At 72.4% G+C, this 26,431-nt stretch carries 24 protein-coding genes and 2 pseudogenes; 20 read left to right on the top strand and 6 right to left on the bottom strand.

Annotation, left to right across the window (positions count from 1 at the left end; translation table 11 throughout):
• The 4 genes from KBY19_RS18680 to leuE all read left to right on the top strand — a co-directional run.
• On the top strand, positions 1-2,260 hold a 2,260-nt coding region (locus tag KBY19_RS18680), incomplete at its 5' end, for an FtsX-like permease family protein (protein ID WP_210966215.1).
• Positions 2,261-2,270: 10 nt separating this feature from the next.
• Positions 2,271-3,644: a cytochrome P450 gene (locus KBY19_RS18675; protein ID WP_247691133.1), complete on the top strand. Its 1,374-nt coding sequence runs from the start codon at positions 2,271-2,273 to the stop codon at positions 3,642-3,644.
• Positions 3,641-5,026 carry a cytochrome P450 gene (locus KBY19_RS18670; protein ID WP_185018975.1) on the top strand — a complete coding sequence of 462 codons (1,386 nt, stop codon included), beginning with the start codon at positions 3,641-3,643 and terminating at the stop codon, positions 5,024-5,026. Before KBY19_RS18675 ends, KBY19_RS18670 begins: the two co-directional genes overlap by 4 nt.
• Before the next feature lie 138 nt (positions 5,027-5,164).
• Complete coding sequence (gene leuE, locus KBY19_RS18665; protein ID WP_099886977.1) at positions 5,165-5,812, top strand: leucine efflux protein LeuE; 648 nt, start codon at positions 5,165-5,167, stop codon at positions 5,810-5,812.
• Positions 5,813-5,879: 67 nt separating this feature from the next.
• Here leuE and KBY19_RS18660 read toward each other — a convergent pair whose 3' ends face one another.
• Entirely contained in the window at positions 5,880-7,691 is a 1,812-nt protein-coding gene (locus KBY19_RS18660; RefSeq protein WP_307843551.1) for an FAD-dependent oxidoreductase, read from the bottom strand.
• 172 nt (positions 7,692-7,863) lie between these two features.
• On the opposite strand from KBY19_RS18660, the gene KBY19_RS37540 reads away from it, so the two are divergent.
• The 9 genes from KBY19_RS37540 to KBY19_RS18615 all read left to right on the top strand — a co-directional run bounded on the left by KBY19_RS37540 (position 7,864) and on the right by KBY19_RS18615 (position 15,600).
• On the top strand, positions 7,864-8,901 hold the full coding sequence (locus KBY19_RS37540) for a cyclopropane-fatty-acyl-phospholipid synthase family protein (RefSeq protein ID WP_185018977.1): 1,038 nt from the start codon (positions 7,864-7,866) through the stop codon (positions 8,899-8,901).
• Positions 8,902-9,050: 149 nt separating this feature from the next.
• Positions 9,051-10,244 carry an NAD(P)/FAD-dependent oxidoreductase gene (locus tag KBY19_RS18650; RefSeq protein ID WP_210966213.1) on the top strand — a complete coding sequence of 398 codons (1,194 nt, stop codon included), beginning with the start codon at positions 9,051-9,053 and terminating at the stop codon, positions 10,242-10,244.
• Positions 10,245-10,347: 103 nt separating this feature from the next.
• Positions 10,348-11,256, top strand: a complete 909-nt coding sequence (locus KBY19_RS18645) for an NAD-dependent epimerase/dehydratase family protein (protein WP_099885775.1) — start codon at positions 10,348-10,350, stop codon at positions 11,254-11,256.
• Between the two features lie 220 nt (positions 11,257-11,476).
• Positions 11,477-11,914, top strand: coding sequence for a GTP-binding protein (locus KBY19_RS37245; RefSeq protein ID WP_282102884.1), 438 nt, complete (start codon positions 11,477-11,479; stop codon positions 11,912-11,914).
• The gene (locus tag KBY19_RS18635; protein WP_210966212.1) at positions 11,860-12,201 is read left to right on the top strand and encodes a hypothetical protein; all 342 of its coding nucleotides are present in this window, start codon (positions 11,860-11,862) and stop codon (positions 12,199-12,201) included. Before KBY19_RS37245 ends, KBY19_RS18635 begins: the two co-directional genes overlap by 55 nt.
• Positions 12,202-12,352: 151 nt before the next feature.
• Positions 12,353-13,342 carry an alpha/beta fold hydrolase gene (locus KBY19_RS18630; RefSeq protein WP_099886978.1) on the top strand — a complete coding sequence of 330 codons (990 nt, stop codon included), beginning with the start codon at positions 12,353-12,355 and terminating at the stop codon, positions 13,340-13,342.
• Positions 13,343-13,485: 143 nt separating this feature from the next.
• Complete coding sequence (locus tag KBY19_RS18625) at positions 13,486-13,689, top strand: hypothetical protein (protein WP_099885777.1); 204 nt, start codon at positions 13,486-13,488, stop codon at positions 13,687-13,689.
• 89 nt (positions 13,690-13,778) lie between these two features.
• On the top strand, positions 13,779-14,234 hold the full coding sequence (locus KBY19_RS18620) for a DUF6098 family protein (RefSeq protein WP_099885778.1): 456 nt from the start codon (positions 13,779-13,781) through the stop codon (positions 14,232-14,234).
• A gap of 220 nt (positions 14,235-14,454) precedes the next feature.
• The gene (locus tag KBY19_RS18615; RefSeq protein WP_307842337.1) at positions 14,455-15,600 is read left to right on the top strand and encodes a PP2C family protein-serine/threonine phosphatase; all 1,146 of its coding nucleotides are present in this window, start codon (positions 14,455-14,457) and stop codon (positions 15,598-15,600) included.
• 32 nt (positions 15,601-15,632) lie between these two features.
• On the opposite strand, the gene KBY19_RS18610 is transcribed toward KBY19_RS18615, so the two are convergent.
• Positions 15,633-16,043, bottom strand: a complete 411-nt coding sequence (locus KBY19_RS18610; protein ID WP_185018986.1) for a helix-turn-helix transcriptional regulator — start codon at positions 16,041-16,043, stop codon at positions 15,633-15,635.
• 99 nt (positions 16,044-16,142) lie between these two features.
• Here KBY19_RS18610 and KBY19_RS18605 point away from each other — a divergent pair, with 99 nt between their 5' ends.
• Positions 16,143-18,164 (top strand): heavy metal translocating P-type ATPase, encoded by a 2,022-nt coding sequence (locus KBY19_RS18605; protein WP_210966220.1) that lies wholly within the window; start codon positions 16,143-16,145, stop codon positions 18,162-18,164.
• Here the strand turns inward: KBY19_RS18605 and KBY19_RS36585 are convergent, their stop codons facing one another.
• Together KBY19_RS36585 and KBY19_RS18590 are read right to left on the bottom strand one after the other, a co-directional pair.
• A complete protein-coding gene (locus KBY19_RS36585) occupies positions 18,165-19,172 on the bottom strand; it encodes a methyltransferase (protein ID WP_247691132.1) in 1,008 nt (335 codons plus the stop codon).
• A gap of 113 nt (positions 19,173-19,285) precedes the next feature.
• A complete protein-coding gene (locus KBY19_RS18590) occupies positions 19,286-19,885 on the bottom strand; it encodes a TetR/AcrR family transcriptional regulator (protein ID WP_210966211.1) in 600 nt (199 codons plus the stop codon).
• A 142-nt stretch (positions 19,886-20,027) separates the two neighbouring features.
• Between KBY19_RS18590 and KBY19_RS18585 the strand changes: the two genes are divergently transcribed.
• The 3 genes and pseudogenes from KBY19_RS18585 to KBY19_RS18575 form a co-directional block, all read left to right on the top strand.
• Positions 20,028-20,852 (top strand): class I SAM-dependent methyltransferase, encoded by an 825-nt coding sequence (locus KBY19_RS18585; protein WP_210966210.1) that lies wholly within the window; start codon positions 20,028-20,030, stop codon positions 20,850-20,852.
• A 164-nt stretch (positions 20,853-21,016) separates the two neighbouring features.
• Complete coding sequence (locus KBY19_RS18580) at positions 21,017-21,898, top strand: SGNH/GDSL hydrolase family protein (RefSeq protein WP_210966209.1); 882 nt, start codon at positions 21,017-21,019, stop codon at positions 21,896-21,898.
• Between the two features lie 118 nt (positions 21,899-22,016).
• A pseudogene (locus KBY19_RS18575) lies at positions 22,017-22,262 on the top strand (helix-turn-helix domain-containing protein); the annotation flags it as partial.
• Positions 22,263-22,286: 24 nt separating this feature from the next.
• On the opposite strand, the gene KBY19_RS18570 reads toward KBY19_RS18575, so the two are convergent.
• Complete coding sequence (locus tag KBY19_RS18570; protein ID WP_307843550.1) at positions 22,287-23,006, bottom strand: TetR/AcrR family transcriptional regulator C-terminal domain-containing protein; 720 nt, start codon at positions 23,004-23,006, stop codon at positions 22,287-22,289.
• A gap of 98 nt (positions 23,007-23,104) precedes the next feature.
• On the opposite strand from KBY19_RS18570, the gene KBY19_RS18565 reads away from it, so the two are divergent.
• From KBY19_RS18565 to KBY19_RS18555, 3 genes are all read left to right on the top strand, one after another.
• The gene (locus KBY19_RS18565) at positions 23,105-24,808 is read left to right on the top strand and encodes a CocE/NonD family hydrolase (protein ID WP_210966208.1); all 1,704 of its coding nucleotides are present in this window, start codon (positions 23,105-23,107) and stop codon (positions 24,806-24,808) included.
• Positions 24,809-24,835: 27 nt separating this feature from the next.
• On the top strand, positions 24,836-25,765 hold the full coding sequence (locus KBY19_RS18560) for a LysR substrate-binding domain-containing protein (protein WP_099885787.1): 930 nt from the start codon (positions 24,836-24,838) through the stop codon (positions 25,763-25,765).
• Positions 25,766-25,911: 146 nt separating this feature from the next.
• Positions 25,912-26,049 (top strand): hypothetical protein, encoded by a 138-nt coding sequence (locus KBY19_RS18555; protein ID WP_210966221.1) that lies wholly within the window; start codon positions 25,912-25,914, stop codon positions 26,047-26,049.
• 26 nt (positions 26,050-26,075) lie between these two features.
• Here KBY19_RS18555 and KBY19_RS37790 read toward each other — a convergent pair.
• Positions 26,076-26,261: pseudogene (locus tag KBY19_RS37790) on the bottom strand (chitinase); the annotation flags it as partial.
• Positions 26,262-26,431: the final 170 nt, after the last annotated feature.

Genomic DNA, 26,431 nt, shown 5'->3' with positions numbered 1-26,431 from the left:
GCTGGTGCGTTCCCCCGTCGAGGTCGACGGCGAACGGATGCTGCTGTTCGGCACCGACCGGTCGGCCGCCGCACTCGACAGCGACCTGTCGGGCGTCGCCACCGACGCCGTCCGGGACGCGGGCCATGGCAGCGGCGACCGGGCGGGCGCCGTCTTCGCGGGCCCCGGCGTCCAGGGCGCGAGGGAAGGCGGCACCGTACGGGTCGCGTCGATGACGGGCCAGTCGCACCGGGCGCCGGTCGCCGCCACGCTCGACGGGAACGCCGCCGAGAGCGTCAACGGCGGCGCCTATCTGGTGGCGCCGCTGCCGGTCGCACAGCGCCTGGCCGGGCTCGGGGACCGCGTCGAGTCGGTGCTGGTGGTGGCCGACTCAGGTACCGGCACCGGGGCGCTGCGCGACCGGATCGCCGAGGAACTGGGCCCCGGTGTGTTCGTCGCCGACCCGTCGTTCCGGGCCGACCAGGCCGACGACGCCACCGCGATGGTCCGCAACATCACCCTGCTCGTCGCCTTCATGGCGCTCGTCGTCGCCGCCTTCCTCATCTTCAACAGCATGAACATGGCCGCGGCCGAGCGGCGCGGGGAGATCGCCTCGCTGCGTGCACTGGGCTCCCGGCGCCGCCCCGTCATGCGGGACTTCCTGCTGGAGTCGCTGCTGCTCGCCCTGGTCGGCGCCGCGGTCGGCAGCGCGCTCGGCTACGCGATGGCGGGCGCCAGCATCGACTCGCTGCCACCGGTGATCACCGATGCCGTGGACGCCGAGGTCGAGCTCGCGGTGCCCGTCGGCGCCGTACCCGCCGCCTTCGTGGCGGCCGTCGCCGCCTCGCTCGCCGCCTCCTGGCTCGCGGCCCGGCGCGCCTCGCGGGTGCCGCCCGTGGAGGCCATGCGCACCGCGGATCCGTCGGCGGACACCGGAGACGACGAACAACGGCGCAGCGGCCGGCTGTGGTCCCTCGGGCTCGGTGCGGTGCTCGTCGCGCTGGCGTTCGTCACGGCGGCGGCCTTCGACGACGAGCGGTCCTTCGGCGGCGGCTCTCTGCTGCTGCTGGGCGTGATCCTGCTCGCCTACGCGCTGATCGGCCCGATCACCCGCGCCGTCGCCCGGCTCGCCTCCCGGCTCGGGCCCAGCGGCCGGATCGCGGCGTCCGCGGTCGAACGCGCCCCGCGCCGCGCGTGGGCGACGTTCATGACGGTGCTGCTGGCCGTCGCCATCGGGGTGGCCACCACCGGGTCCTCGCAGAACACGGTGGACGCCGCGTCGAAGAACGTCTCCACGCTCGCCGACTCCGACCTGATCGTGCAGCGCGCCGCCAAGGACGTACTGCCGGTACGGCCCCTGCTGCCCCGCGACACCCAGCGGCAGCTGGCGGACACCGACGGGGTGCGGCGGGTGGTGGCCGGCCAGTTCACCTACCTCAACCAGCCGGGCAAGCGCGCCTTGCTGCTGGGCATGGACGGCCCCAGCAACGCCACCGCCTACCGCCTCGCCTCGAAGAAGGCCCGCGCGGAGCTCCTCGCCGGCCGCGGAGCCGTCGTCTCCGGTACGTACGCCAAGGAGAAGGGACTGTCCGAGGGGGACACGCTCACGCTGCCGACCCCCGAGGGCGAGCGGCACATCCGGGTCGCCGACGTGGTCGACTACGTGAGCATGGACGCCGGTCTCATCGCCCTCTCCCTCGACCGCATCACCCAGTGGTACGGGCTCTCCGGCGCCTCCTACTACGAGGTGATCCTGAAGGCCGGAGCCGACAAGGCCGCCGTGCGCGACCGCATCGAGCAGCGGACGACGGAGCAGCCCTATCCCGTACACGTCCTCGACGGCAGCGAGAGCGTGAAGGCCACCGAGTCCGCCGTCAAGCAGGTCGGCTCGCTCGCGCTGGCCCTGCAGTGGGTGATCGCGGGCGTCGCCGGGCTCGCGCTGCTCAACACGCTGATGCTGTCCGTGGTCGAACGCCGGCGCGAGCTGGGCATCCTGCGTGCCCTGGGCAGCAGCAGACGGTATGTGCGCCGCGTCATCCTCACCGAGGCCACCGCCGTCAGCGTGCTGGGCGGCATCGGGGGGCTCGTCGTCGGCACCGCGCTGCATTATCTGTCGGCCGATGTGATGGCCAAGGCGCTCGCGATGGACATTCCCTTCAATGTGGCACCGGCCGCCGTCGGGCTGGCGATCGGCGCCGTCCTCATCGCCCTCGCCGGAGCGATCCCCCCGGCCAGGCGTGCGGGCAAGCTGAACGTGGTGCAGGCCATCGGATACGAGTAGGGGCGAGTTGATGAGACGGGCACCCGGGCCGCGGCCCCACCAGATACCCGGCCTGCTGCGGCTGGCGGTCTCCGATCCACTGCGGTCGATGTACCAGACGGTCGGCCGGTACGGGGACGTGGTGCGGGTGCCGCTCGCCCCCGGCCGCGGCATCCATCTGTTCTGCCGCCCCGAGCACACCGAGCACATCCTGGTGGACCGGGAGCAGCGGTACGGCAAGGCCTTCACCTATAGGCCGCTGCGCGAGTGGATCGGGCTGGGCCTGATCACCAGCGACGGCGAACTGTGGGAGCGACAGCGGCGGCTGATCCAGCCACTGTTCTCGCACCGCCGGGTGGAGACCCTGCGTCCGCTGATGGTGGCGTCGGTGGAGCGGATGCTGGACGAATGGGACCGGCAACCGGACGGCACCGTCGTCGACGCCACCAGCGCGATGAGCGGACTGACCCTCGACATCGTCGGCGCCAGCCTCTTCGGCGCCGACCTGACGGGGGACCGGGACAGCGTCTACCACGCGGTGGAGACCCTCCAGGACGCCGTCACCAAGGTCATCAAGAATCCGCTGACCTGGATCTCGCCCCGCGCCGCCCGCCGCACCAGTCCAGGCTTCCGGCAATGGGACCGGGCCAAGGACACCATCGACCAGGTGGTGGCCCGCGTCATCGCCGACCGGGCGGAGGGACGCGGCGGGAGCGGCCGCGAACGGGTGGGGCCCGACCTGCTGGACGCGCTGCTGCAGGCCCGCTACGAGGACGGTTCGGCGATCGGGCCCCGCCAACTCCGCGACGAGATCGTCACGTTCTTCATGGCGGGGCACGAGACCAGCGCCACCTGTCTGGCCTGGACGTTCTATCTGCTCTCCACCGCACCCGAGGTGCGCGCCCGGCTGGAGGAGGAGGTCGACAAGGTCCTCGCGGGCCGTCCACCGGGGCCGGAGGACACCGATCAGCTCGTATGGACCCGCGCCGTGCTCAACGAGTCGCTGCGGCTCTTCCCACCGGTGTGGACGGTCGAGCGCGACGCGACCGCCGACGACGAGGTGGGCGGGCTGCCCGTCAGCAGAGGGGACACCGTCATCACACCGCCCTATCTGGTGCACCGGCACCCGGGCGTCTGGGAGAGCCCCGAGGCCTTCGACCCCGCCCGCTTCCTGCCGGGCCGGTCCGCCGGGCGGCCCAGGCACGCCTTCATTCCCTTCGGCGGAGGCAAGCGCGGCTGTATCGGCAACGCCTTCGCGCTGATCGAGGTCGTCGTCGCCCTCGCCATGATCACCCAGCGGTACCGGCTGGACCTGCTGCCCGGCTTCGAGCCCGTGCCCAAGGTGACCGTGACCCTGCGCCCACTGCACGAGATGGCCATGACACTGCGACGGAGGGTGCCATGACGGCCACGACCACCGGCCGGCCCCGCCGCGCTGCCGGCCCTTCGCCGCGCGAGGTGCCGCAACTGCTCGCCGCCATCGGCCGGGACCCGCTGGCCGCCGCCGTCGGCCTCTACCGCCGGTACGGCGATCTGGTACGGGTACCGCTGCTGCCCCGGCGTCCGCTGTTCCTGCTGTGCCACCCCGCCCACGCCGAACACGTCCTCGTCTCGCGCCAGGACAACTACCGCAAGGCCGCCACCTACCGTCCCCTGCGGGTCTTCCTCGGCGACGGGCTGGTCACCAGCGAAGGCGAGCTGTGGGAACGGCAGCGCCGGCTGATCCAGCCGCTCTTCTCCCACCGCAGGGTGAGCGGGTTCCTGCCGGGCATGGTGGGCACCATCCGGCGCACCCTCCAGGAGTGGGACGGCAAACCCGACGGCGCGCTCGTGCATGTCTCGGAGACGATGAGCCTGCTCACCCTCTCCATCGTCGGCGAGGCGCTGTTCGGTGCCGATCTGCGGGGCGTGGGGGCGCGCGTCTCGGCGGCGGTCACCGGTATGCAGGACTTCGCGACGACCGCGATGCGCAATCCGCTGCTGCTGCCCGCCCCCCGGCTCGGGCTGCGCACGACTCCCGGCTACCGCGCCTGGCGCGGCACGGTGGAAGCCGTCGACGAGGTGGTCGACCAGCTCGCCGCCGAACGCCGCCGCGCCGGCCCGGCCGCCGACACCGGCAGTCAGGACCTGCTGGACGCGCTGCTCCAGGCCCGCTACGAGGACGGCTCCGCGATCGGGCCCCGCCAACTCCGCGACGAGATCGTCACCTTCCTCATGGCGGGGCACGAGACCAGCGCCACCGTCCTCACCTGGACCTGCTACTTGCTGGCCGCGCACCCCTCGGCGCGGCGCCGGCTGGAGGAGGAGGTCGACACCGTACTCGCGGGACGCACACCGGAGTTCGCCGACCTGGACCGCCTGGTGTGGACGAAAGCCGTCCTCAGCGAGGCGATGCGGCTCTACCCGCCCTTCTGGACGCTGGAGCGGGACGCCTTGGACGACGACGAGATCGACGGCGTACCCGTCCCGGCGGGCAGCACCGTCGCGGTGCCGCCGTACCTCGTGCACCGGCACCCGGCGGCCTGGGAAAACCCGGAGGGCTTCGACCCCTCCCGCTTCCTGCCCGGCGCGGGCACCGGGCGGCCCCGGCACGCCTTCATCCCCTTCGGAAGCGGGCGACGGGGCTGCGTCGGCAACGTCTTCGCGCTGCTGGAGACGGTGGCCGCCGTCACCATGCTCACCCAGCGCTTTCGGCTGGACCTGGCCCCCGGCGGCGTGCCGCGACTGCAGCCGACGGTCACCCTCCGCCCACGGGGCGGCCTGCGGATGGTGTTGCGGCACCGCTGAACACCCGGTTCCCGGGCCGGCGCCGCCTGTTCGCGTGCACCGGATTATTCGCGTTCACCGACGCGTCGGAGACCGTAGTGTTGCCCGAACAGCGGTGCCCGGCGGCCGAACCGACAGCCGGAGAGCGGAGTGGTACCGATGCTGGGAGTGGCGAACCTGCCCACCTACGCGCTGGGGACTCTGCTGATCATTCTGCTCCCGGGGCCCAGCTCCCTGTACACGCTGTCGGTGGCGGCGCGGCGTGGCGTACGGGTGGGCTACCGCGCCGGGGCCGGTGTCTTCGTCGGGGAGATGGCCCTGATGCTGCTGGCCGCGGCGGGTGTTGCCTCGCTGCTGCAGGCCAATCCGGTGGCCTTCGCCGTGGTGAAGTACGCCGGAGCCGGCTATCTGGGCTGGATCGCCGTCGGAATGCTGCGCGGGGCATGGCAGACGTGGCGCACCCGCAAGGAGTCCGCCGACGCCGCGCAGTCCGAGTCGGCCGCGATCGAGCGCCCGTTCCGCCGCTCCGTGCTGATCACGCTGCTGAACCCGAAGGCGATCCTCTTCTTCATCTCCTTCTTCGTGCAGTTCGTGGACCCTGCCTATCCGTACCCGGCGCTGTCCTTCGCCCTGCTGGCGGCGGTCTACCAGTCGCTCAGCATCTGCTACATCACGGTGCTGATCCTCGGAGCAAGCTACCTGTCCGCGCAGTTCAGCCGCCGCAAGCGGCTGTCGGCGGGACTGACCACCGGTGCGAGCGCCCTGTTCCTCGGCTTCGCGGCGAAGCTCGCCACGGCCGGAGGCTGACCCGCCACGGCCGGGGGTCGGGCAGTCGCGCACTACCGCGCCGGTCGTCCCGCCCGGCGCGGCGCTCCTACAGCGGCCAGGGCCGGTCCAGGACGTGGGGGAGGCCCAGCCGGTAGCGCACGTCATCCGCCTTGCGCAGCAGCCGCAGCTCCGGGGGGACGTACAGCTCGTGCACCGTACAGGGGTCCGCGTCCGAACCGGCGGCCTCCAGGAGGGCGTTGACCGCCGACTTGGCCGTCTCGTTGGCGCCCTCCATCGTCGCGCAGCTCAGATTGTCGCGGACGTAGTCGGAGGCCAGGAACAGGTTGGGGACGGCGGTGCGGTGGCTGGGGCGGTTGTCCCAGGAACCGGTCTCGGAGACGATGAGCGGTTCGTCGTTGGCAGCCGTCGAGCCCCCGTCCGGGTAGCTGATCGCCGGGTCGAGGTGCCAGCTCTTGACGGACCTGTCGGGCAGCACCGTGCGTCCGGTGTCCTCCAGCGCGGCCCGCATCTGGGCCAGGGTCTCCTCGGCGATCTGCGCCGGGGTGCATTCGCGCGCCGGCTTCTTGTACACGATGCCCGGTGCGTCCCACTGCGCGATGTTCACGGAGAACGACTCGGCGACGCCGCCGTCGCCGTACTCGGCCGGCAGGTCGCGGTCCCAGTACTGGGCCTGGCTGAGGGAGACCAGCGCCCAGGGCGAGTCGAGGTAGTCGACGAAGCCGTTGAGGACGGGGGTGGGCCGGTCCAGATAGAACTGGATGCCGTTCATCCACTCGGTGCGGAGGTTGTCCATCCGGGCCAGCGCCGGATCGGCCTTGCGGAGCGCGGGGCTCCACAACTTCCGGGCGCGCTCGGCCGGAACCGCGCACACGTACCAGTCGGCCTCCACCCGCTGCCGCTCGTCACCCGGCCCGCGCACCTGTGCGCCGGAGAGCCGCCCGTCGGACCCGAGGGTGAGCTCCTCCACCGTCCAGCCGACCTTGAAGCGGACACCGCGGCGGCGCAGATACGTCACCCAGGGCTGGATCCACGACTCGCTGGTCGGCGCGTCCAGCACCCTGCCCAGCGTGCCGGTGCTGCCGCGCCCGGCGAGCGCGTAGAAGTACAGCTCGGTGAGGATGCCGGTGGCCCGGGTCGAGGCGATGTCGGGGCGGGAGGCGACCAGATGCGTGGTGAGCCCGTCGGCGAACAGCTTGCGGAACTCCTCGCTCATCTCCTGCGTACGCAGGAAGTCCCGCCACGGCGTCTTCTCCCACTGCCCGAACCGCCGCTTCTCACCGCTGGTGGCGAAGATGGCGATCTGCCGCGCGAAGAACGCCGTCTCGTCCGGCGGTATGGCACCCAACTGCTGGACCAGCGCGACGACCAGCCGCTGGATCTCCTCCAGCGACGGCAGGTCGTCCGGGTTGGATTCGAGCTGCAGGTCCTCGCGGCCGCCCGAGCGCGAGTAGAGCACTCCCGCCTGGGCCACCAGATGGTCGTGGACGCTCTCGTCGTCGCTGCCCGCCGCCGGGATGCGGGCCATCGTCTCGGGCAGGTGGTGGTAGAAGCCGGGCACGTAGCGGAACCCGTGCTCACCCGGCAGATCGCGCCGCCCGTCGGTACCGGTGCCCTTCACCGGGATCGAACGCGACTTGCCGCCCAGTTCCTTGCGCTCCCAGACGGTGACCTCGAAGCCCCGCTCGACCAGCTCCTGTGCCGCGGTGAGGCCCGCGACCCCGCCACCGAACACGGCCACCCGGCGCTGCCCGGCCGCCGCGGCCGGTGTGGACAGTCCGCCGAAGCCGAGCACCGTCGCCCCGGCGCCCAGCGAGCCGGCGACGAACGTACGGCGATCGGTGCCGCGGCGCTGTCCCGGGCCGGCGGACGAGGGTCTGCCTTCCACCGCTTTCTCCACCCGTTTTCTCCTCGCTCCACAGTCCGGTGTTCCGGTCGTCGTCGCACGCCGTGCTCTCGGATATGGCGGGAAACAGACGCTACCGGTCATCTGGTAGGCGTCAAGGGGGAGTTCTACGCTGAGCGGTCATCTGTCAATTCCTCGCCCCGGGGCGAACAGGAGGAGAATCGGCGTGCCTTCCAGCAAATGGAGCAGGACTCTTCGCGCGGCGGCCAGTCAGCCCGATCCGGCCGCCCACGCGCTTCTGCTGCGGGATTCCCAGCAGGTGACGCGGACGCATTTCCTCGCGGCCGCCGTCCACCTCGGACTGCTGGAGGCCCTGAAGACCCCGGCCCCGGTCGCCGAACTGGCCGAGCGGCTCGGCATCACCCGGACCGAGCAATTCCGCATTTTCCTCGAACTCGGGGTCTCGGTCGGGGAGCTGTCCGTCTCCTCACGGGTCTCCGGGACCGCCGCCGCCCCCGGGACGTACGCGCTCAAGGGCAGGCGGGCCCGCGCGCTCGTCGGCCGCAACGGCGGCGTCCTGCGGGCCCTCCTGGAGGAGCAGACCGCCTACCACGCCACCGTCTACCACGAGCTGCCCGAAGCGCTGCGCGGCGGCGAACTCGGCGACCATCTGCCGCGGTACGCCGGAGTGATCGCCGAGTCCTCCCGTATCGCCGAAGGGGTGATCTCCGGGTATGTGCGCGAGGCCATGAGCGAGGCCGAGGGCGGCCATGTGCTCGATGTCGGCTGCGGTTCCGGCGTCTATCTGCGCGCGGCGTCAGCCAGGCCGGGGAGCACCGGCAGCGGGCTCGACCTGCAGCCCGCCGCCGTCGAGTTGGCCCAGCGCAACCTGCGCCGCTGGTCCCTGGAGGACCGCTTCGGCGTCCGCCAGGGCGACGTTCGCGAAGCCGAGCTGGACGGCCCCTACGATGTGATTCTGCTGCTCAACAACATCTACTACTTCGCACCCGAGGAACGCCCCGACCTCTTCCGCACCCTGCGCGGAGCCCTGCGCGAGGGCGGCCGGCTGGTGCTCGTCTCGATGTTCCACGACAGCAACCCGACCGCCCTCAATCTGGATCTGATCCTGGCCTGCACCCAGGGGTGCTACGCGCTGACCACCCCGGCCCGGCTGGAGCCCGAGCTGCGGGAGGCGGGCTTCCAGCGCATCCGCACCGACCAGTTGGTCTCGGGCCAGAGCCTCTACGCCATCCAGGCGGGCTGATGCCCAACAACGGTCCTGGCCCCGGCAGTTGGCGACGCTCGGCAACCGCTGTCCCCCGAGCGGTGGGAAGCCTCGGAAGCGCTGCGAAGTCCCGCGCGTGTCTTGCGCACCGCACACGCTGATGCGAATGTGGGGGCGTGGTGAGCGACGTGGCACGTCCCGCTGTGGAGAAACCCGATATCACCATCGTCGGCGGTGGTCTCGCGGGCTTGTCCACGGGCATTGCACTGGCCGAATCCGGAATCGACACGGCCATCGTCGAATCGAGAAGGAAAGCCAAGGCGGACATCTTCGGATTTCTGCTCTGGCCGCCGGGAACTCGGAGCCTGAGGTGGTTGGGCGCGCTGCCCGAAGCGCTGCGGCAGGGCGCCGAACTGGAATCCCTCACCTGGTTCGTGGTCGGCCGGGAACGCACCCGGTTGCGGGTGGATCTGTCGGAGCTGGGCGCGGGCACATTCCTCGGAATTCTGCCCTCCCGGCTGGAATCCGTACTGCGGGACACGGCTTTGCGTGCCGGGGTGCGGATACTGGACTCGGTCGACGAGTGGACCCTCAGCCGCGAGCGTGCCACCTGGACGATGCGGCTGCGGCGCCCCGAGGGCCCGCTGACCCTGCGCACCCCGCTGCTGATCGGCGCCGACGGCTCCGGCTCCCGCCTCCGCGGCGAACTGGGACTCAGCTCCTCCCGGCGGCAGCCGCGCGGCCAGGTCATCGTCACCGGCGTCGGCGGTCCGCTGCCGGCCCGGGAGTCCCGGCAGGCCCTCTCCGCGTCCGGCTCGGGGGGCTGCGTCAGCCTCGGTGACAAGGACAGCTGGCTCTACACCGTCGCCCAGGAGTCCGAAGCCGGCGACCCGGACCACGCCCTGCGGCAGTACGCCGCGGTCGATCCGGCCAACGCCCCCGCCTACGACCAGCTGCAGCGCGCTGTGGTGGTCCGCCCGTGGACCATCACCGTGCCGCGCTGGGCCACCGACGGCGCCGTACTGATGGGCGACGCGGCACACGGCATGCTGCCGCACCTGGGACTGGGCGGCTCCCTGACCCTGGAGGACGTGCCGCTGCTGCGCGAGGTGGCCGAGGAAGCCGTCCGCAGCGGTGACTTCTGCGCCGCGCGGCTGTCCGCCTTCCAGCAGCGCCGGCAGCCCCGCACCGCATACGCCCAGCGCATCTCCGACCAGTGGGCCCGCGTCCTGTGCGGCAGCGCCCCCGGCGCACGCACGGCACGCGATCTGGCCATGCGGCGGATGGCCCGCAACATGGAGCTGGCCGAGACCTTCTACCGCGAACTGGCCTCCCCGTCCGTGCCGTCCCTCGGCACCCGGATGCGGATGATGATGCTGTAGCCGCGGCGCCCGGGTCTTCTCCGGCCCGGACCTCGGCCTCCGGCCCCGGTGCGCGACCGGCGGCCCCGGCCCACCCCCGAACTCCGTCGAGACGGGATCACATATGACCGCACGTGACAAGCGAGGCACGGCCGCCGTCGTCGGCGGCAGAGGGTTCATCGGCGGCGCCTGTGTCGAGGCGCTGCGCGACGCGGGCTGGGACGTCGTCGTGGTGACGCACAACGCCCGGCTGGCGGCCCGGCACGACGGCTACCGCTGGGGCGACATGCTCGATCCCACGACCCTGGGGCCGGCTGTCGAGGGTGCCGATGTCGTGGTGCAGAGCGCCAACTTCCCCAACTACCCCTTCGAGAAGCCGCAGCACCGGCACAGCTATCTGGAGTACGACGGTCTGGGTACCGAGCGGCTGGTACGGGCGGCCCGCGCCGCCGGAGTGCGCCGCTATGTGTATGTGGCGGGCGTCGGCGTCACCGAGAATCCGACGAAACCGTACTTCCGCGCCATCCGGCGCGGGGAACTGGCCGTCGCAGACTCCGGTATGGAGCATGTGGTCGTGCGCCCGGCGTTCGTCTACGGGCCCCGCGACAACGGCATCAACCGCATCATCCGCGCCTGCCGGTACCTGCCCGTCCTGCCGCTGCCGCAAGGCGGCCGCCAGAACCACCAGCCGGTGCACGTCGACGACGTCGGCCGACTGGTCGCCCAGGCCGCGGCGGCCGACGCACCCGAGGGCACGTTAGAGATCGGCGGGCCCGAGCGTATGACGATGCGGGCCATGCTCAGCACCGCGTTGCGGCTGGTCGGCCGCGGCCGGCCGATCGTGGACGTCGCCGACCGGGTGACCCGCCCCGGTGCGCGGCTGATGGCCCGCCTCCCCGGCCCGCTGATCACCCCCGACGCGCTCGACTTCATGCTGGAGGATTTCGTCGCCGACCTGGAGCCGCTGACCAAGCACTACGACCTGCGACTGACACCGTTCCTCGACGGACTGCGCAGCTACCTGGTCCGCTAGGCAGCCCCCTGCTGCCGGTCGGGGCAGGGGCAGCAGCCGGCACCCGGTGCGCCTTGGAACGACGACCGGGCCGCGCCCAAAAACGCGTTGCGCCCGGCAGCCCGGGTGGCCAGGATGTCCGGCGACCCCAGCAGCTGTCCGCGGGAGAGTGAGATCCGGCGATTCCTCGGAACCACCCAGTGCCCCTGCCGGCCGACGGACTTCGAGGACTCCCGCACCCATGTCAGCACCCCGCGCGGGGCACCCCGTCGGTGCCCGCGTTCCGCACACCAGCGCCCACACCCCCGCCACCATCCGCAACATCGGCATCCTCGCGCATGTCGACGCGGGCAGGACGAGCCTCACCGAGCGACTGCTCTACGACACCGGCGCCATCAGCACGCTCGGCAGCGTGGATGCCGGCAGCACCCGCACCGACACCGGAGCGATCGAACGGCAGCGGGGCATCACCGTGCGTTCGGCGGTCGCCTCCTTCGGCGTCGGCGGCGCCCGTGTCAATCTCATCGACACCCCGGGCCACTCCGACTTCATCGCCGAGGTCGAGCGTGCCCTCGGAGTGCCGGCCCGCACGGCTGGGCCGTCACCGACTGCGTCGTCACGCTCGTGCGCTCCGGTTTCGCCGGGCCGGTCAGCACGGCGGCCGACTTCCGCGGTCTGACCCGGTTGGTGCCGGCCCGCGCACTGGAACGCGCCGGTACCCGTGTGTACGAGCCGTACCACTCCTTCGAACTGGAGGTGCCGGACGACACCCTTCCCGGTGTGACGGCGGCGCTGGCCCCGCTGGGCGCGACGTTCACCGAGACGGTGCCGGGCCGTGCCGTCTGCGCCCTGAGGGGGACGATCCCGGCCCGCCATGTCTCGCGCGCGGAGCGGACCCTCCCGGGCCTCACCCGCGGCGAGGCGGCCTGGTGGTCACGTGCGGCGGGCGAACAGCCACTGTCCTGACCACCGTGCACACGGCCAGGTCAGCGGTCCTTTGCCGGACTGGCAAAAGTCCTGGCGTACGAGGCTGCTGGGCCACATGATCGTCAACGAGCCGGTCGGCCAGAGGCCCGGTTGCGCGCAAGGCCCGCAGTTCAGCACCTTCGGAGGGCAGATGTCTCAGCAGACGATGGACGTGACACACCGGCTGGTGTCCTCACCGGCAGGCCGGACCCATCTGGTCGAGCAGGGCACCGGCCCGCTGGTGCTGCTGGTGCACGGCTTCCCCGAATCCTGGTACTCCTGGCGCCACCAACTGCCGGTGCTGGCCGCCGCCGGATATCGCGCCGTGGCGATCGACGTACGCGGCTACGGCCGCTCCTCCAAGCCTGCCGAGACCGCCGCGTACCGGATGCTCGATCTGGTGGAGGACAACGTCGCCGTGGTGCACGCCCTCGGTGAGCGCTCCGCGGTGATCGTCGGACACGACTGGGGCTCGCCCATCGCCGCGAACTCCGCCCTGCTCAGGCCGGATGTCTTCCGCGCGGTGGGGATGCTGAGCGTTCCCTACAGCCCGCGCGGCGGCCCCCGGCCCACCGAGGTCTTCGACCAGGTGGGCGGCGACGACGAGTTCTACGTCTCCTACTTCCAGCAGCCCGGCCGCGCCGAGGCCGAGATCGAACCCGATGTGCGCGGCTGGCTCGCCGGTGTCTACGCGGCGCTGTCCGCCGACACCATGCCGACCGGCGAAGAGCCCGACCCGCATTTCGTCGCCCCCGGTGGGCTGATGCGTGACCGCTTCCCGACCGACAAGCTGCCCGCCTGGCTGGGCGAGGGCGACCTCGACTTCTACGCAGGTGAGTTCGAGCGCACCGGCTGGAGCGGGGCGCTCAACCGGTACCGCAACATGGACCGGGACTGGGAGGACCTCGCCGACTTCGACGGCGCCCCCCTCACCCAGCCGTCGCTGTTCGCCGGCGGCGGGCTGGACGCCTCCACCATGTGGCTGCGCGACGCCATCGACGCCTATCCCACCACGCTCCCGGGCCTGCACTCCTCCCACATCCTGGAAGGCTGCGGCCACTGGATCCAGCAGGAGCGCCCCGAAGAGATCAACGGGCTGCTGACCGACTGGCTCGCGACGCTGCCCGCCCCGCCCGCCTGAACCGCCCGTCCGGACGCGGCCGCCTGAACCCGGCCGCCTGAGGCCGACCGCCTGAACCCGACCGCCCCCGCAGGAGCGCACGCTTCCTGCGGGGGCGTTGTCGGCAGGGCCGCCCGGCCGTGTGCCGGTGTCCGTTACCCCTGGTGGAGGAGGGGAACCCGGGCCTCGACCGCCAGGGCGCCGGCGTCGGGTGCGGACGGGTGCCGGGGAGCGTCGAGGAAGGGAGTGACCAGGTGGCCGAGGTACGGGACATCATGACGGGAGGCGCCGAGCGCGGCGGCCCGAACGGCGGCGATCTGCCCGACCCGCCGACAGGGGACCGGGGGGAGGCTCAGCCGACCACCTGAGATGTCGACGTCACTGCCCGACCGGCCGGAGGCGGGAACGGGGGTGGCGGCTACTCGCGTGCGGTACCGCCCTGTGACAGGAGTCGATCATGGACCCCACGGCTGCCATGCCCGTCTTCACCACTCTGGACGCGGTCACCGACCTGGTGGCCGGGCGCCGCAGCTTGTATGTGCGCTGGTCGCGCGGTCCTTCGGTCGATCTGCAGCGGGCTTCGAGCATGGACGACCTGACGGGCGTCCGGATGCCGGGGCTGTCGGCCAGCCCGCTCGATGTGGAGGGGTGGTGGGGAGACCGCCCCACGCGCGTATGGGTGGCCCGCCGCCTGTACGACTACTCCCATCTGCCGCGCGTCAAGGACTCGCGCACCCGTCCCTGGGTGCTCAGGGGGCAGGAGATGGGCCGCGGCCCCGACAACGAGCCGCTGGTCCGGGCTGTCAGGCCGCTGGGCTGGATCCATCACCGCGTCATCGCCGAGGCGGATGCCGTCATCACGCGCCAGCCAGGCCGCTGGGGCCCCATACGCCGGGACGGCAGCGCCCTGTGACCGCGCCGCCCCTCCGGGGCGGGTCGCCCGGGAGCGGCGGTATGCCGATCTCCATACGATGGCGTACAGGGCGAGGTCGCCTCCGGCAGCCGACCGCCCCACGGGTGGCCGGGACGGGGCCGCTCCTGCTCGGGGCAGGCGGGCGGACGTGCGGCAGAACCTGCGGCCTCGGCGGTGCGGGCAAGCGCGCAGCGGCACGATCGAGGGGCAGGATGTTCGGGTGCGTGAGGTGTGGGTGTGGCGACGGATCTACCGGTGGGTGCCCGTAGGCGTGCTCGTGCTCGCTGTCGGGCTGGATCTGCTGGCGCGGCAGTGGGTCTCCACCGCGCCCCTGCTGGCCGTGGCGCCGGTGGTGGCCGCACCGGTGCTGGAGCCGCTGACGATCATCGCCGTGGGCGTCGCGGCCATGGCGGCACACGCCGGGCTGGCCTACTCGGAGGGCACATTCGGGCCGCAGAGCGGTATCGGCACCCAGCTCACCCTGGTGGCGATCACGGCGCTGGCGGTCGGGCTGAACCGGACCCTGCGCTCGCACCATGCCACCGCCGACAAGGCCCGGCACGCCGCCCAGGTGGCTCAGCAGGCGGTGCTGCCCACCCCGCCGGAGCGTACCGGTGGCCTGGAGGTGGCCGCGCGCTACGTCCCGGCCGACGAGACGGCCCTGATCGGCGGTGATCTGTACGTGGTGCAGGAGACGCCGTACGGGGTGCGTGCCATGATCGGCGACGTCCGTGGCAAGGGACTGTCCGCCATCGCGGTCGTCAGCGCCGACATCGGTGCCTTCCGCTACGCCGCCGACCACTGCGTCGACCTGCCCACCGTGGTGGAGACGCTGGAGGAGACGCTCGTACGGGAAGGGCAGCGGCAGGGCGGACTCGAAGAGACCGAGGGCTTCACCACGGCGCTGCTCGTCGAGTTCACCCGGGATCTGGAGGAGATCCGGCTGGTCAACCGTGGCCATCCGGCACCGCTGCTGCTGGACCCGGCGGGACACGCCCGCCTGCTGGAGCCCGGTCAGGAGGCGCCGCCGCTGGGGATCACCACCCTCGGCTCGTGGGTCTCTCCGGTGGAGACCTATGAACTGCCGCCGGGCGGTACGCTGCTGTGCTTCACCGACGGCGTGACCGAGGCACGGGATCGCAGCGGCACCTTCTACGACCCTGCCGACCGGATCTCGCGGATGCTGGACGCCTACCGGCGCAACACCGGATACCCGGCGGATCCGCGGACCGTCCTCGACTTCCTGGTCACCGATGTGCACCGGCACAGCGCCGGCCCCGCCCAGGACGACCAGGCGCTTCTCGCCCTCACCCGCCCGGTCCGCCGCACGGATCTGCTGGTCCCGGCGCCGCCGCCGTCACCCTGAGGGTCCCCGAGGTGACCGTGCCGGGGCGCCCGTCACGGTTCGGCCAGGGCGCGCCGGGGTCCGTCCGGCTGTGCGACTGCTTCGCCGGGGGCGTCCGTGAGGCCGAGGCTGAGGTGTTCCACGTGGTAGAGGGCCTGGTCGAGGAGGGCCGCGACGTGGTTGTCGTGCAGCGTGTAGACCACCGAGCGGCCCTGCCGGGTTCCGGTGACCAGGCCGAGGTTGCGCAGCAGCCGCAGCTGGTGGGAGCAGGCGGACTGCTCCATGCCGACGGAGGCCGCCAGTTCGGTCGCCGCGCACGGCCCCTCGCGCAGGCGCGCCAGGATCAGTAGCCGGGACGGGGTGGACAGGGCCTGGAGCGTGGTGGCGACCTGCGGCGCGTTCTCCGGGGTGAGACGGGTGCGCGGCGCCGCGCCGGGTTCGGGGGTGTTCGCTCCATGGCCCATGGGTGCCATCCTACGGAGCCGGATACATGAATGGCTGTTCAATCGTTCCTGTACGGTGAGGAGGTCGCTTCCCCCTTCAGCGAAGGACCCCGTCTCGTCATGGTCTCCACGCTCACCGAACCCGCCGCGAAGCCGCTGACCCGCCCGGCCGCCCCGCGTCGGCGTACCCGGGTCCTGGCACTGCCCGAGGTGCGCTGGGCGCTCGCCGCACTCGCGCTCTTCCTGCTCGCCCTGCCGCTCGACCTGCTGGGCGCTCCTGCCTGGACATGGGCACCGCTGTTCGCCGCCACCTACGTCACGGGAGGCTGGGAGCCGGGCTGGGAAGGGCTGAAGGCGCTCAAGGACAAAACGCTGGACGTGGACCTGCTGATGGTGGTCGCCGCCCTCGGCGCCGCGGCGATCGGGCAGGTGCTGGACGGCGCGCTGCTGATCGTCATCTTCGCCACCTCGGGCGCGCTGGAGGCCCTGGCCACCGCACGGACCGCGGACTCGGTCCGCGGTCTGCTCGACCTCGCTCCCGCGACCGCGACCCGGCTCCTGCCCGACGGCGGCGAGGAGAGCGTGGCCGCGCAGTGCCTCACGGTGGGCGACACCATCCTGGTACGCCCCGGCGAGCGGATCGGTGCCGACGGCCGGGTCCTCGACGGGCAGAGCGAGGTGGATCAGTCGACCATCACCGGCGAACCGCTGCCGGCCGCTAAGCAGAACGGTGACGAGGTGTTCGCCGGCACCGTCAACGGCACCGGTTCACTGCGCGTGCGGGTGGAGCGCGATCCGGCCGACTCGGTACTCGCCCGGATCGTGGCGATGGTCGAGGAAGCCTCCGAGACCAAGGCCCCCACCCAGCTGTTCGTCGAGAAGGTCGAGCAGCGGTACTCCCTCGTGATGGTCGCCGCCACCCTGGCGCTGTTCGCCGTGCCCCTCGCCTTCGGCGCCGCACTGCAGCCCACGCTGCTCCGGGCGATGACGTTCATGATCGTCGCCTCGCCCTGCGCGGTCGTACTGGCCACCATGCCGCCGCTGCTGTCCGCGATCGCCAACGCCGGACGGCACGGCGTGCTGGTGAAGTCCGCGGTCGTCATGGAACGCCTCGGGCAGACCGACGCCGTGGCCCTGGACAAGACCGGCACCCTCACCGAAGGCGCTCCCCATCTGGCGGACGTGTGCCCGCTGCCCGGTTCGGGGCTCACCGAGGACACCCTGCTGAGCTGGGCGGCCGCGGCCGAGCGGGACAGCGAACACCCGCTGGCCCGCGCGGTCGTGGACGCCGCCCGGAGCCGCGGCCTCCCGCTTCCGGACGCCGACGGCTTCTCCTCCACCCCCGGCCTCGGCGTCACCGCCACCGTCGAGGGCCGTCGCGTCCGGGTCGGGGCACCCGGCCGCCTCCTGGACCCGGCTGCCGGCCCGCCGGCCGCCCCCGCCGTGCCCGAGGGCGCACGCCGGCCCGGCGACGCCGCCTGGGAGACGGCGCGGCAGTTGGAGGGAGCCGGGCGCACCGCCGTGGCGGTCCTGGTGGACGGCCGCCCGGTCGGTGTGCTGGGCATCGCCGACCGGCTGCGGCCCGACGCCGCCCAGGCGGTCGCCGCGTTGACCTCGCTCACCGGTGCCCGGCCCGTCCTGGTCACGGGCGACAACGAGCGGGCCGCCGGGCTGCTGGCGGCGCGCACCGGCATCACCGATGTCCGTGCCGCGCTGCTGCCGCAGGACAAGGTCGGCGCCGTCCGGGAGTTGGAGGCGGCGGGGCGCAAGGTGCTGGTCGTCGGCGACGGAGTCAACGACGCGCCCGCACTGGCCGCCGCGCACACCGGCATCGCCATGGGCAGGGCGGGCTCGGATCTCGCGCTGGAGACCGCCGACGCCGTGGTGGTCCGCGACGAACTCGCCGCCATCCCCACCGTGGTCAACCTCTCCCGTACCGCACGCCGGCTGGTCGTGCAGAACCTGGTCATCGCGGGTGCCTTCATCGCCGTCCTGGCCGGCTGGGACCTGATCGGCACCCTTCCGCTGCCGCTCGGCGTCGCCGGACACGAGGGGTCCACCGTGCTCGTCGGCCTCAACGGGCTGCGCCTGCTGCGGGACGCGGCCTGGCACCGCGCCCATGTCGGGCCCGGCCGGCGGTGACTAGAGGAACCTGGCCGCCTTCGCGGCCAGTTGCCGCTCCAGGTAGTCCGCCGCGTCCTCCGGCCGCATCCGGGCGAGGGCGACCAGGCCCGTGATGACGACATCGGCCACCTCGGCGTGCACGTCCTGCCAGCCGTGGCTGTACCCCTTTCGGGGATTGGTGCCCTGCGCGCCGATGACGGCCTGCGCCGCCTCGCCTGTCTCCTCGGCGAGCTTGAGCACCTGCAGCGCCCACTGCTGTTCCGGTGCCACGCCGCGCGCGTCGCCGTGTGCGTCGAAGGTGCGGGCGAGTGCGGTGACGGTCGGCCAGACGCCGCGCCGCACGCGCCCCTCCTCGCCGGTGACCCCCGCACCGGTGTCGGCCGCGGCGTCGGCACCGGCCGAGGCGGGCGGCGCCGGGCGGCTGTCCTCCTCCGGGTCGAAGCCGGGCGGCGTACCGCGCAGCACCAGCATCGCGAGACCCTCCGCGTCGAACTGCTCCGCGCGCTCCCAGCCCTCGGTCAGCAGGCCGATCTCCGTTTCGTCCAGGGCGATGCCCCGCCGGCTGTCGGGCACCTGATCGGCCAAGGGCGTGATCACCACCAACCTGCCGCCGGGACGCAGCCGTTCACCGAGCCCGTGCAGCAGGCGGGCCCGGTCGCGCAGAAAGGGGCAGACGAGCCGGAGGGTGACGAGGTCGTAGCCGTCGTCGTCCAACTCGGCCAGGTCCGCCCGCTCGACATCCAGGCGCAGCCACCGCACGTCCCCGTTGTCGGCGTACCGCGCCCGTGCGCGGGTGAGGGCGTTTTCGGCGCAGTCGACGGCGTCCACCCGATAGCCGAGTCGGGTGAGGTGGTCGGCCAACTCCCCGGTGCCGCAGCCGACGTCGAGCGCGGTGCCGCCTTCCGGGGCGGGAGCGTGCTCGGCGAGCAGCGTACGCTCGGCGTCACCGAGTGGCCGGAAGCGGCGGCCGTCCGCGTAGTGCCGGTCCCACTCCTGCGCTGTGGTGTACGACGTGATGTGTCCCAACGGGCTGCTCCTCACCTGTGCCGCGGTGTCCTTCCTGTGGTGGCAGCCGCGGGCCTGCCCCTCTCACCTCCTGCCACCCCGCGTCGGCGCGGAACCCCGCGGGGGTCTCCCGTTCATGGCCGCGGTTTGCGCACGACACCGGCCAGGACCGCCGTCACGGACTTGCGGACGGCTTCGGTCCCGGGCGGTGCGCTCTTCCGGTCGGCGAACAGCAGGTGCCCTGCCCCGACGAGAGTGGGAGCGAGCCCGTCGATGTCGGCGTCCGCCGCGACGCGGCCCAGTTCGCGTTCGGCGGTGAGGTAGGAGGCGACCATCGCTGTGGCCTCCGCCAGCAGCGGGATGCCCGTCGGCCTGCTGCGGCGCAGTCGTGCGCGCAGGCCGTCCCGGGAGACGAGCAGGCCGACGAGGGCGACGGCGACCGAGCCGAACAGCTCCGACAGCGCGTCGGTGAGGTTGTCGGCGACGGTGCCGGTCCCGGCGCGGTCGCGCAGGGCCGCCGCCTGGCCGTCGAGCCGGGCGATGCGGTCCTCCACGAGTTCGGCGAGGAAGGCGTCGAAGTCGGCGAAGTGCCGGTGCAGGACGCCCTTGGCGCAGCCTGCCTCGGTGGTCACCGCCCGGCTGGTCAGCGCGTTGGGCCCGTCCCGCACCAGGACGCGTTCGGCGGCGTCGAACAACTGCTCGCGGACGTCGCGGATGGCCACCCCTGTCGGCACTGTCGCTCCTTGTCTCCCGTCGGTTCCGTCTCTCGGGTTTCTCTTCGGTGTTCCGCCACAGGCCGGCCACGGGACCGCACCTCTGCTTCCCGGCAGGGTATGCCTCCTTGGCGAGTGGGCATGTGCCCACTACAGTGGGCACATGCCCACTGTATCTCCGGAAGGGCCGCAGCCCTCTGTGTCCGAATCTCACCTGGCCCGTCACATAGCCGAGTCCTTCGGCGTGGATGCCGAACGCTACGACCGGGCCCGCCCCCGCTACCCCCGAGCCCTGGTGGAGCGGATCGTCGCCGACCGCCCCGGGCCCGACGTGCTCGACGTCGGCTGCGGTACCGGCATCGCCGCCCGCCAGTTCCGAGCCGCCGGCTGCCGGGTGACCGGCCTCGAACCCGACGTACGGATGGCCGAGTGGGCGCGACAGCGCGGACTCGATGTCGAGGTGGCGACCTTCGAGGCCTGGGACCCCGCCGGGCGGACCTTCGACGCCGTGGTGGCCGGACAGGCCTGGCACTGGGTGGACCCGGTCACGGGAGCCACGAAGGCGGCGGAGACACTGCGTCCCGGTGGCCGGCTGGCGCTCTTCTGGAACGTCGAGCAGCCGCCGCCCGAGGTGGCCGAAGCCTTTCTCGAGGTCTACCGCCGCGTGGTGCCCGACGCGTTGCCCTCCCGGCGGCAGCCGAGCGACGCCGCTCCGTACGCGGCGCTGTGCGACAAGGCGGCCGACGCGCTGCGGGAGGCGGGGGCCTTCGGCGAGCCGGAACAGTGGCGGTTCGACTGGGAGCGGTCCTACACCCGGGACGAGTGGCTGGACCTGCTGCCCACCATGGGCGGCTTCACCCGGCTTCCACCGGCCGAGCTGACGGAGTTGCTCGCGGGCGTCGGATCGGTGGTCGACTCGCTGGGCGGCGCGTTCACGATGCCCTACGCCACGGTCGCCGTGACGGCCCGGCGCGGCGACATCGTCTGACGCACCGACAGCGCCGTGGGCCGCCCACCGCCACGGAGTCCGGAGCCGGTGCTGCCGCACCTCTTGACGCCCCGTGACGCCGACCACATATTTACCTCTCAGTGCAACTGGCCAGTAACTGCCGGCAGTGGTCCCGCCTTTCCCCACTCACGAGAGGTACCGCCATGCGCGTACGCATGTCCAGCTGCCGTGCCAGAACCGCCGTGGCCCTGGCCACCGCCACAGCCGCCGTGACCGCCGGCGCCGGGCTCGGCGCGAGCCCGGCGCTGGCGGAAGACACCACCGTCCATCGCTATGTCGCTCTGGGCGACTCCTACGCGGCGGGGTCCGGGGTGCCGAACACGGTCGACGACACCTGCTCCCGGTCCGACCGGAACTACCCCTCACTGGTCGACGCCGCGCTCACCCCCGGCGCACACAAGGACGTCACCTGCGGGGGCGCCACCACCGAAGACCTGTACTCGGCCCAGTCGCCCTCCGTCGCCCCGCAGTTGGACGCACTGAGCGCCGACACCGACCTGGTCACCCTCACCATCGGCGGCAACGACATCGGCTTCGGCGACATCATCGTGCGCTGCGTCACCCTGGGGCTGGTCAACCCGCTCGGCTCGCCGTGCAAGAGGAGCTACACCTGGACCGGCCAGGACCAGCTCGCCGCCACCATCGACAAGACCGCCCCCAAGATCTCCGGCGCACTCGACGCCATCCGCGCACGCGCACCGCACGCCGAGATCCTGATCACCGGCTATCCCGCGATACTGCCCGACGACGGCAGCAACTGCCCCTTCGTCGTGCCCATCGCCAAGGGCGACGCGCCATGGCTGCGCGACACCCACAGGCGTCTGAACACCATGATCGCCAAGCAGGCGGCGGAGCACGGAGCCGTATACGTCGACACCTACGCCAAGTCCATCGGCCACGACGTGTGCAAGCCCGCCGGTACCCGCTGGACGGAGCCGCTCATCACCGACGCGGCGGCGCCCTTCCACCCCAACGCCGCCGGGGAGAAGGCCATGGCCGACGCCGTACTCGCCGCCGCCCGCTGATCCGGAGGCCCGCACCGGCAGGCACCACCTCCCGCTTCGGCGGGCACCGCACGGCGGCACCGCACGGCCTCGGGCCGGCCGGTGCCGCCGTGCGGCTGCGTGCTCGGTCAGGAGCCGGTCCGCTCGCCGTACGCTGATCCGCCGATTCCGGGAGCAGACCGGGACCACACCGCTGCAGTGGCTGCATCGCGCCCGTATCCGCCAGGCCCAGCACCTTCTGGAGAGCACCCGGCACCCGGTCGAACGCATCGGCGCCCAGGTCGGGTTCGGCTCGCCCACCGCCTTCCGCGACCGCTTCAAGCGCACCACCGGTGTCAGCCCGTACGCCTACCGTCGCAATTTCGCCTCACCGCCCGGCCGCTGACCCCTGTCGGGCTCCCGCGGCGGATCAGTCGGTGGCCAGCCCGTCGATCAGCCGGTTGAGGAACCGGGTGAACATGGCTTCCGGCTCCAGCGGGCGCCCCGGTGCGGCAAGGACCTCGGCGAGTTCCGGGTGGCGGCCGTCCGCTGCGACAGCCTGCAGATAGCGGGCCTCGGCGGCGGCCCGCTGCGGCGGGTGCGCGCTTCCGGCCCGGGTGAGCTCGTGGCTCACGTACCCGGCCACGAACGCGGTGAGCTGCGCGAAGACCTCCAACTTCGCCGCGCCGTCCAGCCCGGTGGGGCGCAGTGCCGCCAGCGCCCGTTCCAGGAAGGCGAGGGTGTTGGGGCCGGGCGTGCGGTGGGTCGCCAAGGTGACCGGGAGCCACGGGTGCCGCAGCATCAGGGCGCGCTGCTCGTGGGCGATGGCCTTGAGGTCGGCACGCCAGTCCCCGGTGGGCGCGGTGTGCGTCGGGAGTTCGCCGCTGACGTGGTCGGCCATCAGCTCCAGCAGTGTCTCCTTGTCGGGCGCATAGCTGTAGAGCGACATGACGCCGGCTCCGACCTCGGCGGCCACCCGCCGCATGGTGACCGCGTCGAGCCCTTCGGCATCCGCCAGCGCGACGGCCGCCGCTGTGATCGCCTCGCGGCTGAAGGCGGGTCTGCGTCCCTTGCGGGGCCGGTCGGGGGTCAGCCAGAGCTGCTGCGGGTCGACGCCCGTACCACCACCGGAGTCGCCACCACGCGTCACGGTCGTGGGCTCCCTTCTCCTCGCCGGTGTGTGTCGTGCGGAAGCCATCCAAGCATTTACACTTCCCGTACGTTGTACGAGAATGAGTGGAGGAACCGATGACGTCAGCCGCGCACGACGCCGCGTCCCGGCCCGCCTGGACACCGCCGACGGGAAAGCCGCCGCTGTCCGCACGGATACTGCGGGCGACCTGGCGCGGGCTCCCCGCCGCCCGGTACGCCGTCGGCCGGGAGCCGGGTCTCGAGGTGCCGGCCGCCGACGGCAGCCCCCTGCTGACCGACCACTACTTCCCCCGCGGCCCGGGTGACTTCCCCACCCTCCTCGTGCGCTCGCCGTACGGCAGGGGAGTGCCGTGGTCACCCATGTACGGCGTCCTCTTCGCCGAACAGGGATTCCACGTGGTGCTGCAGAGCTGCCGCGGCACCGGCGGCTCGGGCGGCCGGTTCGACCTGTGGCGCAACGAGGCGGCCGACGGACACGCCACGGTGGCCTGGCTGCGGGAGCAACCCTGGTTCGACGGCGGACTGGGAACGGTCGGCCCCAGCTATCTGGGCTATGTGCAGTGGGCCCTCGCCCTGGACCCGCCACCTGAACTGAAGGCGATGGCCGTCCAGATGAGCCTCCACGACCCGTACGACCTCTTCCACGCCGACGGAGTGCCCCGCTTGGAGAACGCGCTGGCCGTCGGTGTCGGTATGACCTACCAGCACCAGGGAACAGCGGCCTTCGCCAGGGCGACACTGCGCCTCCAACGCCGACTGCGCGGCATCACCGGGGCACGCCCCCTGCGCAGCGGGCATCTGACCACCCTCGCTCAGGAAGTGCCCTGGCTGGACGACGTACTGACGCACCCGGACGCGGAGGACCCGTACTGGCGCGGCGCTTCGACGGCCGACGCCGCCGAACGGCTCACCGTGCCCACCAGCCTGGTCACCGGGTGGCACGACGTCCTTGCCGACCAGACCTTCGCACAGTACGACCGGCTGCGCCGGGCCGGGTGCCGGACCGCCCTGCTCGTGGGGCCCTGGACCCACACCTCCGCGCTCCAACGAGGCTGGCCCGAGGTGTTCACCGAGAGCCTGGGGTGGCTGCGGGCGCAGATGTGCGACGACCCCTCCGGGCTGCGCGCCGCGCCGGTACGCGTGCACATGGGGGGTGCGGACACCTGGCGGGACCTCGACGACTGGCCGTCCTCCCCGGCAGCCACCACCTCCTGGTTCCCCACCACGGAACGGCACCTCACCCGGCAGCCGCCCACCGGCTCCGCGCCGGTGGCCTCCTTCGTCCACGACCCGGCGGACCCCACTCCCTCCCTCGGCGGCCCGCTGCTGTCCCGTACCGCCGGGCCCCGCGACAACGCGGCCCTGGAGCGGCGGAAGGACGTCGTGACGTTCACCGGCCCGGCACTGGCCGAACCCGTCGAGATCCTCGGCCCGGTCTCCGCCAGACTGAGCGTCGCCACGGACACCGGGCACGCCGATGTCTTCGCCCGACTGTGCGACGTGGACGCGAAGGGGCGCTCGACCAACGTCTGCGACGGGACGGCCCGGGTCCGTACGACGGGACGGACGCCCGCCGCCGTCACCGTGCCGATGAGCTCCACCGCCCACCGCTTCGCCGCCGGACACCGCATACGCTGGCAGATCAGCGGCGGCGCCCACCCACGCTTCGCCCGCAACCCCGGTACCGGGGAGCCGGCGCTGGAGGCGACCGAGCTCTCCCCGGTCCGGATCACGCTGCACACCGACTCGGCGCTGCTGCTTCCCGGTACCTGGCCCGACGTTCCTGCCGACACTCCCTGACCTGCGGCGCTCCGCTAGTGTCGGCGTGTGGAGATCCCCCGCCTGCTCGACGGCCGACTCAAGTTCCGGCACCTGGTCCTCGTGGACGCCCTCTCGCGGCAGGGAACGGTGGTCGGCGCCGCCGCCGAGCTGCATGTGACACAGCCCGCCGCCACCCGCAGCCTGCACGAGGTGGAGGACATCCTGGGGGTGCCGCTCTTCGAGCGGGGGCCGCGCGGGATCACGGCCACGGTCTTCGGGGAGGCCTTCACCCAGCACGCCCGCGCCGTACTCGCACAGCTCACCCAGGCGGGGCGCCATGTGATGGAGCTGGCGGAGGCGGACCGGGGGACGGTGGTCGTCGGCACCCATCTGGCCGGGTCGAACGTGCTGCTGCCCCGGGCCATCGCCGCGCTGAAGCAACGGCACCCGTATCTGACCGTCATCGTGCGTGAGGCGTCCCCCGAGGCGCTGCTGCTGGAGCTGGAGGCGGGACGCGTCGACCTGATCGTCGGCCGGCTCACCGCGCCCTCCGGGGAGGGAATGGTGCGGCGCACGCTCTACGACGAGTCGGTCGGACTGGTGGTCCGTGCCTCCCACGCGCTCGCCGACCGGCCTGGCATCGAGCTGGCGGAACTCATGGAGTACCCGTGGATCCTGCCCGGACCGCAGACCGCGCTGCGCCGGGAGGTCGAGGAGCTGTTCACCAGGCACGGCTTCGGACTCCCGGAGAACCGGGTGGAGACCACCTCGTTCCTCACGGTGCGCCAGCTTCTGCTGGAGACCGAGGTGGTGGCGGTGCTGCCCAGCCTGATCATCCGGGACGACAGCCGGCTCGCCCGGCTGCCGGTCCCGCTGGAGCCGATCGGGCACAGCGTCGGGCTGACCCTGTCGGCAACCCGTACGCTGAGCCCGTCCGCCGAGGCGCTGATCGCCGCTCTGGAGGAGACGGCCTCCGGTATGGCACCCCCGGCCTAGGATGCGGTGGGGGCGGCGGGGCCTCGGCCGAGCCGCCGGTGTGGCGGACATCGCTGCCGTACAGCGGTTCCGTGAACGAGGAGAGGTACTTGCTGACGTCGGTGCCGGGCAGGTTGTAGGTGTTGTAGACGCCGTACCCGTCGGTCATGGTCCGCTCCGCCAGGCTGGTTGCCGTCGACTCCGATGTGGCCTGGATGTCGATCGCGGCAGGTGCCAGCTGCGCCTTCGTCATCCCGGGCACCTCAGGCACCTCCCAGCTGCCGTACCACGGGTTCCAGGCGTAGTCGAGAAGCTTCCCTACGACGATCCCGTCGCAGGACAGGGATTTTGCGGCCTCCCCGATGAAGTACAGGGAGATGATTCGGCTCGGCAGCGCCTCTCGCAATGCTTTGACCAGGTATGGGAACGACCAGGCATTCGGCTTCCTGGGGCCGCTCGCAGCGTAGTCGACATACTCGTCGTCGAAGTCGATGCCGTCGAGGCCATAGGTGGTCACGGCGTTGGCCAGCTGTGCTGCAAATGCGGTCGTGGCCTGAGTCGAGCGCGGCCCGCCGCACCCGAAGCCACCAACTCCCGGCGCCTCGACACCGGTCCGGTCCGGCCCGGTCCGGTCCGAGTGCACGCCCTGCGCGGCAATACAGGACGGTCAGTCTCGAAATCGTATGG

This window comes from Streptomyces sp. B15 (assembly GCF_018070605.1).
Lineage (GTDB): Bacteria > Actinomycetota > Actinomycetes > Streptomycetales > Streptomycetaceae > Streptomyces > Streptomyces smyrnaeus.
This window is presented reverse-complemented; position numbering and strand designations above follow the sequence as displayed.